The sequence below is a fragment of the Gammaproteobacteria bacterium genome (assembly GCA_013214945.1).
In the GTDB taxonomy this organism is placed as follows: domain Bacteria; phylum Pseudomonadota; class Gammaproteobacteria; order Enterobacterales; family Psychrobiaceae; genus Psychrobium.
This window is the reverse complement of the sequence record JABSRT010000002.1, coordinates 105,329-122,309: the sequence shown is the minus strand read 5'-3', so window position 1 is coordinate 122,309 and position 16,981 is coordinate 105,329. Positions and strand designations below refer to the sequence as shown.

The following is a 16,981-nucleotide window of genomic DNA, read 5'->3' as shown; positions in this document are numbered from 1 at the left end:
GTTATTTCACTGCTTACTTGGCAAAGTAATCGCTAAGAAACTGATCAATACTTAACGTATCTTGTTGTTCTAATTCTCGCTGTTTAACGATTGAGTCAACAGCCTGTTGCTCTAGCGTCTGATAGCTAATCGTACCAAAGGCCGCTTCGTTTAACTGCGTCTTAAACATCTTAGCTTGAGCGATGCCAAATGGCGTATTATCAAGATTTTTTTCCTGAAGCAGCGCCATTAACTGGCCTGAGTAAGTCGCTTGCGGATCGTTGATCATCGGCGATAGCTCGGCCAAACATTGCTGATACTGCGTGCCGCCAAGGTGATGGTCAAACAATTGCGCAATTGAACCCAACGCATCAAATAAGCGCTCCATCCATGCAGTTAAAGATATTTCACCTTGATCATCAGTTAACATTAATCCGGGCGCTCGCCCTTCTAAAATTACCCGATTAAGGTTGTCTGCAGTTTGTTGGCGTTGTTCTTGTGTCATCGAACTGTCTTGCCATAACAAGCAATGAACCAAAAATAGATCTAGAAAACGAATTTGAGTCTTGGTAATGCCAATATCTGAAAATGGATTAAGATCTAATGATCTCACTTCAATGTATTCAACACCTTGTTCAGCTAAGGCTTCAGAAGGTTTTTGACCTGACTTTGCCACACGCTTGGGACGGATAGGTGCGTATAGCTCATTTTCTATTTGCAAGACATTGCAGTTAAGCTGGCTATATTTACCATCTGTCTTAATCCCAATTTCGGCAAACTTTTGTGACGGCGTAGCAATGGCAACTTTCACTGACTCAAGATAGTTATCAATGTTGTTATAACAAATCGATAAATTGTCTTGCTCACTATTGGTATAACCTAAATCACTTAAACGCAAGCTGGTGCCAAAGGGCAAGTAATAAGTGCCTTTGCCTAGTTTTTCAAATTTATACGGAGTGTTATCTTGTAAAAAAGAGCCACACAATGCTGGCGAGGCGCCAAACATATAAGGAATAACCCAGCCTAAGCGATGGAAATTTCTAATTAATGAAAAGTAACTGCTCGACCGAAAATCAGCCTCGTCAGTTTTATCATCACAAAATTGCTGCAGCAGTGGCCATGCTTGATCAGAAAATGAAAAATTAAAATGTACCCCGGCAATAATTTGCATCAGGCTACCGTAACGGTTACGCAAACCTTCACGGTAAATAGTCTTCATTTGCCCAACATTAGACTGACCATATTGCGCAATCGGAATATCAGCTTCTTTGGCTATCACACAAGGCATGCTTAATGGCCACAATAACTCACCATCGATATTATTTAGGGTATAGCTATGAACGTCTCGTAAATGCCCAACCAGTTGATCAATGTCTTGACTAACTGGCGTAATAAATTCCAGTAAAGACTCAGAATAATCGGTGGTAATAGATTCATGAGTCAGCGCACTGCCTAAGGCACTTTGGTGCGGTGTTAAAGACAACCGACCATTATCGTCAATCCTAAGTGCTTCACGCTCAATACCGCGCTGAATACCAGTAAAAACCGGCGCATACTGAGGCGACTTTAGCGCTGAAATTTTATCTTTATAGCGATTTATCAAAATGATTTCTCTAAATTAATACTTGTCTTGTGACCAAGATATAACGGGGTTCGGCGACTTAATGAATACAATCACAAGACCCTAATTTTAAAAAGTGACTGTATCATTTGGTTAGCCGCTCAACAAGCGACATAACGACTACAGTCGTAAATAAACAAAAGCCAATATACTATAGCGGGCGGTTTTACCTAGGCTAATAAGCAACACACTGGGCCAGAACCTGAGTTTAAAGTAACCCGCTAAAACACATAATAGGTCACCAATTAACGGCAACCAACTTAATAACAACGCCCAAACACCAAAACGTTCAATCAGCTTGGCAGAACGTGAATTAAACTGAGCTTGAGCTAATTTAACTCGGCCTAAATAACCGACCCCATAACTGGTTAAAGAACCAAGGGTATTTCCTAAACTGGCGACAAAAACTAAACTATATAATAGCTCTGGCGATTGGGCTAGCAGCATCAACAATACCGCTTCTGAACCACCGGGCAATAACGTTGCCGCTAAAAAACTGGCGACAAATAAACCGAGTAGCTCCATGATTAATCCATCGTTAGTACGATCTTACCGCTGACATTAGCCTGCTCGATTAACATGTGAGCCTCGCTGGCCAGTTTAAAGTCTAGCTGTTTGACTATATTGAGACGAAGCTTGCCTTTTTCAACCAGTTCAACCAGCTCAATTAATTGCGTAAGTTCTGGTTTTACTAACATGCCTTGCCCAATCGTGCCTTTAGCTGTGACCGAATTACAAACAGCGGCTGCGCTCATGGTAGGCACCGTCACTAAACGCTTAACTTCTCCTGCTAACGCTAATTGCTCAATCGCGGCGTCACCGCCAATTAAGTCGAGCCACAAATCAACATTTGTTAATGACTCAAATTGACTGAGCTCATGGTAATTAATAACCTGCGTGGCGCCAAGCTCGCTTAACATCTGATGATTATGAACACTAGCCACCGCAATAACATGCGCACCTTTCATCGCGGCTAACTGAACCGCAATGTGACCGACACCGCCAGCCGCAGCGCTAATAACAACAGTGTCTCCGGCTTGCAATTGGCCAAACTCAAATAGCCCTTGATAAGCGGTTAACCCTGCTAGCGGCAATGCCGCAATGTCGGCATTAATATCGTTGCCAACAGTGGTCACGTTGGCGGCCTGCGCTAAAACGTATTGTGCATAACAACCGGCGACCAGTGGAAAACCAACCATGCCGACGACCATATCATGCTCGCTAAATTCTGAAACGCCATCGCCCACAGCCACAACTTCACCATAGCAATCATAACCGGCAACAAAAGGTAATTTGTCCGCATTTTGCTGCGCTGCCCAGCCAAGCCCAGCGCGTGTTTTGACATCAATCGGATTAACCGCTGCCGAGCTTACCTTAATGAGTACTTCGCCTGTGGCTGGTAATTGCAACGGTCGCTCAATTAACCGTAACGTATCAGCGTCACCAAACTTGGTGATAGCCATTGCGTTATATGTTGTAGGTAACTCAATAAACGACATTAATTGTGCCTCTTGATAAAATTTTTGATAAAGTAATCAAACCATTCGCATCATATAATGGATTAATTAATGATTACACGAATATTTTTACTGCCCCTTATTCTCTGCTTGTTGTGGGCACTGTATTTAAAACAACATAACTGGAGCTTAGCTCAGGGGAAAAAAGGCTTTATCTACATTTTAACCTTAAGTGCAATTATCGGTGGCTATTTAAGTTTAATGTTGTGGTTAACCTAGATTTTAAAGTTGTGGGACACAAATAAAAATAGCTTCCGAAGAAGCTATTTTTTTTTGGTTAAGATTAAGCTCAGCGATTAACCACCGACTAGCGCCAGTAAAATACCCGCCGCGACAGCAGAACCAAGTACCCCTGCAACATTAGGCCCCATCGCATGCATCAGCAAGAAATTATGCGGGTTAGCTTCTAAACCAACTTTATTGGCAACTCGCGCCGCCATTGGCACGGCTGACACGCCAGCAGCACCGAGCAATGGATTAATGGGTGAGCTAGAGAAACGACCCATTAACTTCGCCATCATCACACCCGACGCGGTACCAATACTGAAAGCTACGGCACCAAGCGCTAAAATACCTAGTGTTTCAACAGTTAAGAACTTATCAGCCGATAGTTTAGAGCCTACTGCTAAGCCTAAGAAAATCGTCACAATGTTGATTAGTTCGTTTTGAGCGGTATTGCTTAAACGATCAACCACGCCAGACTCGCGCATTAAGTTGCCAAGACAGAACATGCCAACCAGTGGCGTCGCCGCAGGCAAGAATAATATCGTCGCCCCAAGCACCATCAGCGGAAAGATTATTTTTTCTTTTTTCGACACATGACGTAACTGCTCCATCACGATTGAGCGTTCTTCGTGCGTGGTTAAGGCTTTCATGATCGGTGGCTGAATTAACGGCACTAACGCCATATACGAATAAGCTGCAACGGCGATTGCCCCTAACAAATCAGGTGCCAAACGCGAGGCTAAGAAAATGGCCGTAGGACCATCAGCGCCACCTATAATCGCAATTGCGGCGGCATCGGCCATGCTAAATTCAAAACCGGGCACCAAGTTTAAGGTAATTGCCCCGAACAAAGTCGCAAAAATACCAAACTGCGCTGCCGCCCCTAAAAATAGCATTTTAGGGTTCGCAATTAAGGCACCAAAGTCTGTCATGGCACCAACACCCATAAATATCAGCAGTGGGAAGACCCCAGTTTCAATGCCAACATGGTAGATATACCATAAAATGCCACCTTCGTCGGTAAACCCTGCCATAGGAATATTAGCTAAAATAGCACCAAAACCAATAGGTAAAAGCAACAGAGGCTCGTAACCTTTGCTAATAGCTAAGTAGAGTAATAACCCACCAACCGCCATCATTATTATTTGACCGAGCTCGAAATTTGCAATTCCGGTGTCGTACCATAGTGTGATTAATCCATCCATAGCAACCTCTAACCTATTGTCATCAAGAGCTGACCAACAGTAACGCTGTCACCTTCTTTGATGCTTACCTGGCCAATAACCCCGCCGTTAACAGCACGGATTTCCGTTTCCATCTTCATGGCTTCGAGAATAATAACCACTTCACCGGCTTCAACTTGTTGCCCAGGCTGAACTAAAACCTTAAAGATATTACCCGACAGTGGCGCATTAAGTGGCTCGCCACTAGATGCTGCTGCCACGTTAACAGGGGCTGCGCCGGCTGCCATCGGTGCAATATTGCTAATGTCGCCACCTGCGGCAACTTCAACTTGGTAAACTTGACCATTAACCCGCACACTATAGCTCTCTGGCGTACCTGCAGCTTGCGCCACTGGTGCAACCGCTGTTGGTTCAGGTTCAGGTTCAGGCTCAGTACCAGGTGCAGGTTCGAATGCATCTGGATTATTGCGATTTTCTAAAAATTTCAAACCAATTTGCGGGAATAACGCATAAATTAATACATCATCGTCAATCTCGTCAGCTAGGGTAATATTTTTCTCTGCCGCTAATTTTTGTAATTCGGCCTTTAACGATTCAAACTCATCATCGATTAAATCAGCCGGACGACATGTTATTTCTTGCGCGCCGTCTAATACTCGCGCTTGCAACTCGGCATTTTTCGGAGCAGCAGTAGCGCCGTATTCGCCTTTTAAAACACCTGCGGTTTCTTTGGTGATCGTTTTATATCGTTCACCCGTTAAGATGTTGAGCACCGCTTGCGTACCGACGATTTGTGACGTTGGTGTTACTAGCGGTAAAAAGCCTAAATCTTCACGAACCTTAGGTATCTCAAGTAATACTTCGTCCATTTTGTCACCGGCGCCCTGCTCTTTAAGCTGACTTTCCATGTTAGTTAACATGCCACCAGGAACCTGCGCTAATAAAATACGCGCATCAACGCCACGTAAACTACCTTCAAATTTGGCGTATTTTTTACGCACTTCGCGGAAATAGGCTGCCACTTCCTCAAGCAAAACTAAATCTAGCCCTGTTTCATATTCGGTACCGTCGGTCATCGCTACCACGGTTTCAGTCGCAGTATGGCCGTACGTTGAGCTCATTGAAGAACAAGCAGTGTCTAAAACATCAATACCAGCTTCAATCGCTTTTTGATAAGTGGCCGTAGACAAACCCGTCGTTGCATGGCAATGCATTGAAATAGGCAAATCAACCGTCTGTTTAAGGCTAGTAACCAATTCATAAGCTTCAAAAGGCTTCAACAAACCCGCCATGTCTTTAATCGCAATAGAATGACAACCCATGTCTTCAAGACGCTTGGCCATATCTAACCACATTTGCAAATTGTGCACTGGGCTAGTGGTATATGAAATGGTGCCTTGAGCATGCCCACCAACCTTTAATACCGACTTAACCGCAGTATCAAGGTTACGAACATCATTCATCGCATCAAAGATCCGAAACACATCAACGCCACTCGTATGAGCACGTTCAACAAATTTAGTGACAACGTCATCTGCATAATGACGATAACCAAGTAAATTTTGGCCACGCAGTAACATCTGCTGGCGAGTATTGGGCATCGCTTTTTTTAATTCACGAATACGATGCCACGGATCTTCACCAAGATAACGAATACACGAATCAAAAGTTGCTCCGCCCCAGGTTTCGAGCGACCAAAAGCCAATTTTGTCGAGTTTATCAGCAATAGGAAGCATATCTTCCAAACGAAAACGAGTCGCTAACAATGATTGATGTGCATCTCGTAAAACAACATCGGTGAGGGCTAGGCGCTTAGACATAAAATATTCCTTAGTACTATTTATCTTGTGGCTTGCCACGAGAGTTACGATATTTATGAACGGCTGCAGAAATAGCGGCAACTACATTCGGATTAACTTGATTATTTGCTAGGCCGGGCTGATTCGCTAGGCCAGACTTAACGGGTGTCACAGGGGCTTCTTCTGGGCAAAACTTAGCCAAAAGTTGGACCGCAACCACGAGCAACCCAAGAAAAGAAAAAACACAAACCATGCCTAACAACATGATATTTGCTGCCATTCCTAACGCTTGCGATATATCCATAACTAATACCTTGCAATAAAAAACTACAACACGACAACATATTCAAACGTTCGATTGAATATTGATTCACGTAATGCTGCTCTATGCGGCCTCATATTGACTTTATATTCATAAAATACGAATAAAAACACAACATCTTAACAATTACGCAACAACAATTACATTTATAGGTAAACTTTATACCCGTAGAATTCGTTTGAATCAAGAACAATTGGTCAGACAACTTAACCAAGTTGCTCTAATTTAGCATTAACGCTGTAAAGAATTGGCAACAAAACGGCAAAAAACAGCCCAAAATAGACATTCTTTGATGATATCGAACCATTTTGGGGCATTAGTGACCCAATATGTCCCATTTCATTCATCAGGGTTATCTTCGATATAGACCAAAGATTATAGAGAGCTTAACGACAATAATTAGTAGAAGCCTAGGGAGGTTGAGGTATTAATTTTAACATTGGATCAAATTAAACACGGCTAATAGCCAGTTCGGTTATTCCAATAATAGTAAATGTATAATCTTGTGGTGCGTGGGTAGAATTAATTTATACCTGACATTCGATTTGTTTTTACATCAAACATCCATATCGATACTAAGATCAATGATTCTGTTCCCCTTAAATGTAGTTATGTGCCTGAGAAAGCAAGCTTGAGCAGCATGCTCTTACATGGATGTAAGATATTAGGGCAATGCATTTAGGCCATGGACGGGCATAATTAGAGTAATGCAGGAGCAATTACCGAGGAGCTATTGCCGAGATGCTGATCCAGAGCCCCGGACGTAGGCAGAACCCTAATGCCAGTGGCATTAGGAAGTCCGCAGCAGTAGCGATGGATTTACGGCGACTTGCTGTTCTAATGGCAACACTTTAGTACAACAGAGCCAATACCAATGGCATTAAATGATTGACCACTTGTACTTGTAAAACTAACGCAGAAGAACGTTGCCGACTAATAACGGGTTATTAGGGTTGATACCCTCTCATCAGGAATTAGTGCTGTAATAGGAGATTTCGAGCCGTATGCTCAATATTAATAAAATTAATATCACGATTATTGATCATAGAAATAATTACTAAAGAATTAACTAAAGAGAACTATAAATAATAAAAAGTATATCAGGGGGAATAAAGTATAACTAAGGAATAACTAAGGAATAACTAAGAGATAATAAAGAATAACTAGGGACTATACAAAAAGAAAGGAAGTGGCGCGCATGGAAGGAGTCGAACCTCCGACCGCCTGGTTCGTAGCCAGGTACTCTATCCAGCTGAGCTACATGCGCACTAATCATAAAAAACAAATGGCGGAGAAGGAGGGATTCGAACCCTCGATGGGATTTAAAGCCCATACTCCCTTAGCAGGGGAGCGCCTTCGGCCACTCGGCCACCTCTCCGGATGCGGCGTATAATACGGAATCCCCAAAATAAGTCAAACATTTTTATTAAGGTTTTTTCTAAGCGCTGCGATTTTGAACGTTTAGAACAAAATACACTCAATACCACCTAAAAATTCGAGTTTTACTTGGGGAAATCACAAATTACACCTAGAAAAGGTGCTACTGGGACAATAAAGCCCCAAAAACAAAAAAAGCACTATAAAGTGCTTTTCGATTAACCATCAAACGTTTTCGCTATCGGATGATTTCTCTTGTTGGATTCGCATGTAAATCTCTTCACGATGAACAGCGACTTCTTTAGGAGCATTGACACCAATGCGAACCTGATTTCCCTTAACGCCTAAAACGGTGACTGTAACTTCATCTCCGATCATTAAAGTTTCACCAACACGGCGAGTTAAAATTAACATAAACGACTCCTGTAACTAATTTCCGATTGACCCCGATTTTTAAATCGTATGAAGTATACAATACTCCATGCCCTAAATTATATATCTATATCAGAGCTTAAGGAGTAGTTTTTACGATTTTTTTAAATCTAATAATCACGCCAGAGCCTATGCCCACAAAGGATTTGACAATAAATCAACAATAAATTAATTAATATCATGCAATTACAGTAGAAAAGATCAGTCTTGCAACTTAATGAACCAGCAATAAGCTAACCTCAAGATTTGCAAACAAAGTAGCACGCATGCGCGTTTATTGACCACAAGTAATCACGATTCAGCACATTGACGTGCAAAACACCACGAACACTACAAGAATTACTGCCAAACTAACTCAGAACAATATCGAAAATTGTATTGCTATGAATGATTTGACTATCGCTACAAGCAATGACTGCAGCGTTATCGTTCGATTTAGAATCCATAGCTAACTAATTGACTCGCTAGCACAGAGTTCAGTACCGAGCTTAAATCTATCACTATGATCGTGCTTATACACGCAATCAGTCAAATTTCAGCTTGTCCAATGGTCACGGGCTAATAACAAAAAAGCCCCGATATTTCGGGGCTTTTTAAACACTAAAATGGCTAATTATAGCTTTTCACTTAACCAACCAGCAACGCTTGCAAGAGCAGCTGGTAACGCCGCAACATCTGAACCCCCAGCCATTGCCATATCAGGGCGACCGCCGCCTTTACCGCCTACCTGCTGCGCAACCATGTTAACTAGCTCACCAGCCTTCACTTTCGAAATAAGGTCTTTGGTAACACCACTGATTAAACTCACTTTGTTGCCTTCTGCAACGGCTAGCATCACAATGCCAGAACCGAGTTTATTCTTTAACTCATCGACCGAGCCGCGTAACGTTTTACTGTCAACACCTTCAAGCTGAGCGACTAACACCTTAATGCCATTGATTTCGCTAACCTGATCTAACAAACCTGCGCCCTGTTGACTTGCTAACTTAGCTTTAAGCTCACTAAGCTCTTTTTCTAGTTGACGGTTCTTGTCGACCAAAGCTTGAGATTTTTCAATTAAGCTGGCTGGATCAGACTTGATTACCGCTGCCGTCGCAGCAAGCTTGGTTTCTAATGCTTGAACATGCGCGAAGGCATAAGCACCAGTAACCACTTCGATACGACGAACACCGGCAGCAATGCCAGCTTCTGAGATAATTTTAAACAGGCCAATATCACCAGTATTGCTAACATGCGTACCGCCACACAGCTCAACCGATAATTCGCCCATATCTACAACTCGAACTTCATCACCGTACTTTTCGCCAAATAAAGCCATTGCACCGGCTTCTTTTGCCGCTTCAATATTAGTTACTTTAGTGGTAACGGCAACATTCAAACGAATGTAATCATTAACCAAGCGCTCTATTTTTTGTAATTTAGCGGCGCTAACACCTTCATAATGCGCGAAATCAAATCGCATCTTTTCAGCTTCAACTAACGAACCTTTTTGTGAAACATGATCGCCTAACTCTTGACGCAATATCGAATGAAGAATATGAGTGACCGAATGATTTAACGCAATATCATTGCGACGGGCAGTATCGATTGTCGCTGTGGCAAGCTCACCCAACTTAATTTCACCAGAGACCATTTCACCACGATGCGCAAAAACATGACCCACTTTGGTGGTGTCAGCCACCTTAAAGTGGCCACTTGCAGTTTCAATAATACCGGTGTCGCCAATTTGACCACCCGATTCAGCGTAGAATGCCGTTTGATCCAGAATCAATAACGCGCTTTGCCCAACACTGACAGACTCAACACTTGCGCCATCAATAATTAGATCTTTAATTTTTGATTGATTAACCATCTGGTTGTAACCAACAAATTCCGTTTCGCCTTCTAGCTTTAACTGTTCGTTATAATCGATACCGAAGTTACTGGCCTTTTGCGCGCGTAAACGCTGTGCCGCCATTGCTGAATCAAAGCCAGCTTGGTCAATCACAAAATCACGCTCGCGTGCAATATCAGCGGTTAAATCAGCTGGGAAGCCATAAGTGTCATATAATTTAAAGACTAATTCGCCATCGACAACTTTACCGTCAATGGTTTTTAATGCCTCATCTAGAATAATCAAACCACGCTCTAAAGTACGAGCGAACTGCTCTTCTTCTGCCTTTAACATTCTAACAATAATGCTTTTGTTTTTTTCAAGCTCAGGGTAAGCGTCACCCATTTGCACGATTAATTCGTCTACTAACTTATAGAAGAATACGTCTTGTGCGCCAAGGCTATGACCATGGCGGACCGCACGACGAATAATTCGTCGCAACACATAACCGCGGCCATCACTAGCTGGCATTACGCCATCGCTAATTAAAAACGAACAAGCACGAATATGATCGGCAATTACCCGAAGTGACTTATTTTTAAGATCATCAGTGCCAATAATCTTTGCCGCAGCGCCAATTAAATTTTCAAAAATGTCGATTTCATAGTTGCTATGAACACCTTGCATAATGGCAGCAATTCGTTCTAAGCCCATGCCGGTATCAACCGAAGGTTTCGGTAAATCTTCCATCGTGCCATCGGCCTGACGGTTAAATTGCATGAACACTAGGTTCCAAATTTCAATATAACGATCGCCGTCTTCTTCAGGCGTACCAGGAGGTCCACCAGGAATCTCTTCACCGTGGTCAAAGAAAATTTCAGAACAAGGACCACACGGTCCGGTGTCACCCATCGACCAAAAATTATCTTTAGCACCAATACGTGATAAACGCGCTGGATCAGCACCAATCTCATTAAGCCAAATTTGTTCAGCTTCTAAATCTTCTTCAAAGACGGTTATCCACAATTTTTCTTTTGGCAATTGCAATACTTCTGTTAAGAACGTCCACGCAAACTGAATTGCTTCACGCTTAAAGTAATCACCAAAACTAAAGTTACCTAACATTTCAAAGAACGTGTGGTGACGAGCAGTATAACCAACATTATCTAAGTCGTTGTGCTTACCACCAGCACGCACACAGCGCTGTGATGATACAGCACGATTATATGAGCGCGTATCACTGCCAAGAAAAACATCTTTAAATGGCACCATGCCAGCATTGGTAAATAATAACGTTGCATCGTTACCAGGAACTAATGAACCACTCTCAACAATTTGGTGCTGTTGCTTTTGGTAATACTCTAAAAATGCGTTTCTTATTTCGGCAGTTGTCATATGCATGCGGCTTTTCCTAAAATCGTTATATCTGGCTAATAGTAAAATCTAATAGCATAAAAAATACTTGTTATTATAAACGTCCGATGTGCAATTGAGCTAGTACAACCTGTAAAAAAGCTAACTTAGGGTCTATTTAGCTACGCAGCAAGATATTTAGAACAATTTTTGGATGAATACTCAGGAGGGGTTTAGGACAGTTGTTAATCATTCTTGACAGGTTTTTCGGTTTGTTCGCTCAATAGTGCTGGCTATAATGCTTATAGATATTAACTCGTGCGAAATTCGATATAGCCTGACTATTAATGAGAGCGGCTCAGGAAAAATTTGGTAGGCGTAACTTAGTAACGAGTTCTAGCGGTGAGTGTTCACGCCGAGGCAGCAACCGAATGGCTGCGGCCTCGACTTAAAGACTGATATCACTCACGTCTGTTAAAAAACTATTTTTCGCCATCTTTAGCGGCTGGCTCGATAGCATCAGGCTCATCAGTTGGCTTGATCAGTAACGCATCGCGTAACAGTTTTTCAATCTCATCAGAAATTTCAGGGTTCTCTTTTAAGAACTTAATGCTGTTCGCTTTACCTTGACCAATTTTACTGCCCTTGTAGCTGTACCAAGCGCCGGCTTTTTCAACGAGCTTTTCTTTTACACCCCAGTCAATAAGCTCGCCGTATTTTGACGTGCCTTCACCGTATAAAATTTGGAATTCAGCTTGTTTAAACGGTGGTGACACTTTGTTTTTTACCACTTTAACTCGAGTTTCATTACCAACGATTTCATCACCGTTTTTAACGGCACCAATCCGGCGAATATCTAAACGAACCGACGCATAAAACTTAAGTGCATTACCACCGGTTGTTGTTTCTGGATTACCAAACATTACCCCAATTTTCATTCGGATTTGGTTAATGAAAATAACTAAGGTGTTTGAGCGTTTAATATTACCGGTTAGTTTACGCAGCGCCTGCGACATTAATCGAGCTTGCAGACCCATGTGCGAGTCGCCCATGTCGCCTTCAATTTCAGCTCGTGGGGTTAAAGCGGCTACCGAATCGATAACGATAACATCAACCGCGCCAGAGCGAGTCAACATATCAACAATTTCAAGTGCTTGCTCACCAGTATCAGGTTGTGAAACTAATAAGTTATTGATATTAACACCCAACTTAACCGCGTAAATTGGGTCTAATGCATGCTCAGCATCAACAAAAGCACAAGTTTTACCTTCTTTTTGCGCTTCGGCGATTACTTGTAACGTTAAGGTAGTTTTACCTGAAGATTCTGGGCCGTAAATTTCAACCACACGCCCCATTGGTAAACCGCCTATGCCTAACGCAATATCTAACCCCAATGAACCAGTAGAGATCGAATCAATGTTCAGCGCCTTAGCTTCCCCTAGACGCATGATTGAACCTTTACCAAATTGTTTTTCGATCTGGCCTAGTGCGGCTTCTAACGCCTTGCTCTTATTACTGTCCATTGATGGCTCCGTCTGCATTCGATTAATAGTTTATGCGACCTAGTATACTGTACGATCATACAGTATCAAGTGTTTAGTTGTTTTTTTTTAACCAGTGCGATCACAAGCCTATGATATCGGCTATTTTGCTTTATTTCGCCTTTCGCTTAACTCGACAATAACGTATCCTTGCACAGTATTTTACCCGATATCATTTAAGCGAATAAAGCATGCAAAAAGCACCGTTAACACCTGAATCATTGGCCAATCATACGCCGATGATGAGGCAGTATTTGACCATAAAGTCTGAGTATCCTGACACCTTACTGTTTTACCGGATGGGTGATTTTTATGAAGTGTTTTTTGACGATGCCAAACAGGCCTCGACTTTATTAGGCATATCTTTGACTGCACGTGGTAAAGCCGGTGGTTCGCCTATCCCGATGGCTGGTGTGCCTTATCATGCCGTAGAAAATTATTTGGTTAAATTAGTAAACCTCGGTGTTTCGGTTGCCATTTGTGAGCAAATTGGCGATCCTGCGACCAGTAAAGGCCCGGTTGAGCGTAAAGTCGTACGAGTGATCACTCCTGGCACCATTAGCGACGAGGCCTTATTGTCTGACCGTAAAGACAATATTGTCGCCTGTGTCTATCAACACAATGAGGTGTTTGGGTACGCGACATTAGATATTGCCAGTGGTGAGTTCCTGATCTCAGAACTGCCCAGTGTTGAAGCCTTTGAATCAGAACTTCATCGTACTAATCCTGCAGAATTATTACATCCAGAGCAGTGGCACAAGATTGAACTAATCGAGAAACGCAGTGGTCTGCGAGCTTGCCCGCCGTGGGAGTTTGATTTGTCGACCGCCACTAAGCTGCTCAACCGCCAGTTTTCGACCGACAATTTAACCGGGTTTGGCGTCGACACGGCTAAGATAGCTTTAATTGCTGCGGGCTGCCTCATGCAATATATCAACGATACTCAGTTGGTTTCATTACCGCAAATCAACCAAATAAAACTGATTAATCTCGATGATTGCATCATTTTAGATGCTGCCTCGCGTCGTAATTTAGAGTTAACTCAAAATATTGCTGGCGGTTATGACAATACCCTTATTTCGGTTTTAGATAACACGGCAACTCCAATGGGCAGCCGCTTGCTGCAACGATGGATTCATCAGCCTTCGCGTAATCATCACTTAATAAATGGTAGATATCAGGCGATTGGCTCGTTGCTTGAACAACAAAACTTCGAAGCCTTGCATGATGTATTAAAACACGTTGGCGATATTGAACGCGTATTGGGCCGAATTGCACTGGGCTCTGCCCGACCACGCGATTTTTCAAAACTACGTAATGCCTTGGGCTTGTTGCCAACGTTTCACCAGCTACTCAATGAAAACGACAGCAGCCGCCTTGACCAATTACAAACCGATATTAACCAATATCCCGAGTTATTTGAATTACTCGAACGTGCCATCGTTGAGATCCCACCGACCTTAATTCGCGACGGCGGTGTGATCGCACCAGGTTATAATGAAGAACTTGATCATTGGCGCGCTTTAAGCCAAGGTGCCACCGAATATCTTGAGCAATTAGAGTTACGAGAACGCGAAGAAACAGGCTTAAGTTCACTTAAAGTCGGCTACAACCGGGTGCACGGATTCTTTATTGAAATTAGTAAGGCACAGGCGGTTAATGCACCGGCTCATTATATCCGTCGCCAAACACTTAAAAACAACGAACGTTTTATCATTGCTGAACTAAAAGAGCATGAAGATAAAGTCTTAAGCAGTAAAAGTAACGCTTTGGCACTCGAAAAACAGTTATACGAAGCACTGTTTGATCAGGTATTACCGCAACTAGCAAATTTACAACGAACTTCAGCCGCGATCTCGCAAATAGATGTGCTGACTAACTTTGCCGAACGAGCACAAACCCATAATTATCACTGTCCGAGTTTGCATGATGGTATTGGTATTAGCCTAAAAGAGAGTCGTCACCCGGTTGTTGAACAAGTCATGTCTGCGCCATTTATTGCTAACCCAGTTGAGTTAACATCACAGCGCCAAATGTTAATTATTACCGGCCCCAACATGGGCGGTAAATCGACTTATATGCGCCAAACAGCCTTAATCTGTTTAATGGCTCATATTGGTAGTTATGTCCCAGCCCGAGAAGCCGCCATTGGTAAAGTTGACCGGATATTTACTCGCATTGGCGCGTCCGATGACTTGGCCAGCGGCCGTTCGACCTTTATGGTTGAAATGACTGAAACTGCCAATATCTTACATAATGCGACTCAATATAGCTTAGTGTTGATGGATGAAATTGGCCGTGGCACCAGTACCTTCGATGGTTTGTCGCTAGCGTGGGCCAGTGCCCATTACCTCGCAGAGCAACGCTCAGCGTTAACCTTATTTGCAACTCATTATTTTGAACTAACCCAACTGACCGAGCAGTTGCCGCAAGTTATTAATGTTCATCTCGACGCGATAGAGTATGAAGATAGCATTGCCTTTTTACATCATGTTGAAGAGGGAGCCGCTAATCAGAGTTACGGTATTCAAGTGGCCCAACTAGCCGGTTTACCCAAGGTTGTAACTAACGCCGCCAAAGCTAAACTGCAAGAGCTAGAACTGTCACATACTCCCGCGACACCGCAGAAAAAAATCAAGCCAGTTGCTTCGCAGCCAATATTGAATCATCAAGTAACCATTGAGCAATTAACCGCTTTAGATCCCGATGAGCTTAGCCCTAAGCAAGCATTAGAAGCATTGTACATGCTCAAACAAAGTATGAAGATAAGCTAATCTAAACTAATAATTGCAAAAAAAGCCCCTTAACTAAATAGTTAAGGGGCTTTTTTTATCATCAAATGGCGGGTTAACCGCAGGGATTAACTACCTGCAGGGAACAGTGATTCCACTGATAATCCCTGACTTTTCAAAATATCCTGCATCCGTTTTAGTGCTTCAACTTGGATTTGACGAACACGTTCACGAGTTAAGCCAATTTCACGTCCGACGACTTCTAATGTCGAAGGCTCGTGGCCAAGCAAACCAAAACGTCGTGCTAGTACTTCGCGCTGCTTGGTATTAAGTTCATTTAACCAGCGAACCAAACTTTCGTTAAGATCATCGTTTATTGACGTTGGTTCTGGTGAGTAATGATCACCAGCGGCAATAATATCAAGTAAACCTTTATCACCTGAAGTACTAACCATCGAGTCAACCGAGGCGACTTTCTGATTAAGCTTTAGCATTTTACTGACATCACTTACTGGCTTATCGAGTTTATGAGCAATATCTTCTGCCGTTGGTTCATGGTCAAGTTCCTGAGCCAGTTCACGTGCAGTACGTAAGTAAATATTTAGCTCTTTAACAACATGAATAGGTAACCGAATAGTGCGAGTTTGATTCATGATAGCCCGCTCAACAGTTTGACGGATCCACCAAGTTGCATAAGTTGAAAAACGGAAACCTCGTTCCGGGTCGAATTTTTCAACAGCGCGGATTAAACCTAAGTTACCTTCCTCGATTAAATCGAGCAATGCTAAACCGCGATTGATATAACGACGAGATATTTTAACCACTAGACGTAAATTACTCTCAATCATTCGACGCCGTGCAGCAGCATCACCACGTAATGAAAGTCGTGAATAGTAGACTTCTTCTTCTGCAGTCAGCAGTGGAGAGAATCCGATTTCACTTAAATAAATTTGTGTGGCATCCAGCCTTTTTGAGCTTTCTTTTTCAGCGACTTTTGAAGTGCCAGCAGTTGTAGTAACTTTGCGTCCCATAATATGTTCTCCCTAAATAAAGCACATGGTAAATAGAGTGCTTCATTGTCCATTG

Annotated in this window: 12 protein-coding genes and 2 tRNA genes; 2 read left to right on the top strand and 12 right to left on the bottom strand. The window is 42.7% G+C overall.

Annotated features, from left to right (window positions below; translation table 11 throughout):
• Positions 1-13: 13 nt before the first annotated feature.
• The 3 genes from HRU23_01315 to HRU23_01305 form a co-directional block, all read right to left on the bottom strand.
• Entirely contained in the window at positions 14-1,558 is a 1,545-nt protein-coding gene (locus HRU23_01315) for a glutamate--cysteine ligase (GenBank protein ID NRA52758.1), read from the bottom strand.
• 162 nt (positions 1,559-1,720) lie between these two features.
• The gene (locus tag HRU23_01310; GenBank protein NRA52757.1) at positions 1,721-2,128 is read right to left on the bottom strand and encodes a DedA family protein; all 408 of its coding nucleotides are present in this window, start codon (positions 2,126-2,128) and stop codon (positions 1,721-1,723) included.
• Entirely contained in the window at positions 2,128-3,099 is a 972-nt protein-coding gene (locus HRU23_01305) for an NADP-dependent oxidoreductase (GenBank protein NRA52756.1), read from the bottom strand. Before HRU23_01305 ends, HRU23_01310 begins: the two co-directional genes overlap by 1 nt.
• Positions 3,100-3,168: 69 nt before the next feature.
• Between HRU23_01305 and HRU23_01300 the strand changes: the two genes are divergently transcribed.
• Positions 3,169-3,336 carry a hypothetical protein gene (locus HRU23_01300; protein NRA52755.1) on the top strand — a complete coding sequence of 56 codons (168 nt, stop codon included), beginning with the start codon at positions 3,169-3,171 and terminating at the stop codon, positions 3,334-3,336.
• A 77-nt stretch (positions 3,337-3,413) separates the two neighbouring features.
• Here HRU23_01300 and HRU23_01295 read toward each other — a convergent pair whose 3' ends face one another.
• From HRU23_01295 to recA, 8 genes are all read right to left on the bottom strand, one after another.
• Complete coding sequence (locus HRU23_01295) at positions 3,414-4,547, bottom strand: sodium ion-translocating decarboxylase subunit beta (protein NRA52754.1); 1,134 nt, start codon at positions 4,545-4,547, stop codon at positions 3,414-3,416.
• 8 nt (positions 4,548-4,555) lie between these two features.
• Positions 4,556-6,346, bottom strand: a complete 1,791-nt coding sequence (gene oadA, locus HRU23_01290; protein NRA52753.1) for a sodium-extruding oxaloacetate decarboxylase subunit alpha — start codon at positions 6,344-6,346, stop codon at positions 4,556-4,558.
• 16 nt (positions 6,347-6,362) lie between these two features.
• The gene (locus HRU23_01285) at positions 6,363-6,629 is read right to left on the bottom strand and encodes an oxaloacetate decarboxylase subunit gamma (protein ID NRA52752.1); all 267 of its coding nucleotides are present in this window, start codon (positions 6,627-6,629) and stop codon (positions 6,363-6,365) included.
• A 1,208-nt stretch (positions 6,630-7,837) separates the two neighbouring features.
• Positions 7,838-7,914 (bottom strand) — tRNA-Arg (locus HRU23_01280).
• Between the two features lie 19 nt (positions 7,915-7,933).
• Positions 7,934-8,025: transfer RNA gene (locus HRU23_01275), tRNA-Ser, on the bottom strand.
• Between the two features lie 224 nt (positions 8,026-8,249).
• Positions 8,250-8,438, bottom strand: coding sequence for a carbon storage regulator CsrA (gene csrA / locus HRU23_01270; GenBank protein ID NRA52751.1), 189 nt, complete (start codon positions 8,436-8,438; stop codon positions 8,250-8,252).
• 631 nt (positions 8,439-9,069) lie between these two features.
• Complete coding sequence (gene alaS, locus HRU23_01265) at positions 9,070-11,664, bottom strand: alanine--tRNA ligase (protein NRA52750.1); 2,595 nt, start codon at positions 11,662-11,664, stop codon at positions 9,070-9,072.
• Positions 11,665-12,104: 440 nt separating this feature from the next.
• The gene (gene recA / locus HRU23_01260) at positions 12,105-13,145 is read right to left on the bottom strand and encodes a recombinase RecA (GenBank protein ID NRA52749.1); all 1,041 of its coding nucleotides are present in this window, start codon (positions 13,143-13,145) and stop codon (positions 12,105-12,107) included.
• 209 nt (positions 13,146-13,354) lie between these two features.
• Here recA and mutS point away from each other — a divergent pair, with 209 nt between their 5' ends.
• Entirely contained in the window at positions 13,355-15,937 is a 2,583-nt protein-coding gene (mutS, locus tag HRU23_01255) for a DNA mismatch repair protein MutS (protein NRA52748.1), read from the top strand.
• An 86-nt stretch (positions 15,938-16,023) separates the two neighbouring features.
• Here mutS and rpoS read toward each other — a convergent pair whose 3' ends face one another.
• Complete coding sequence (gene rpoS, locus HRU23_01250) at positions 16,024-16,926, bottom strand: RNA polymerase sigma factor RpoS (protein ID NRA52747.1); 903 nt, start codon at positions 16,924-16,926, stop codon at positions 16,024-16,026.
• Positions 16,927-16,981: the final 55 nt, after the last annotated feature.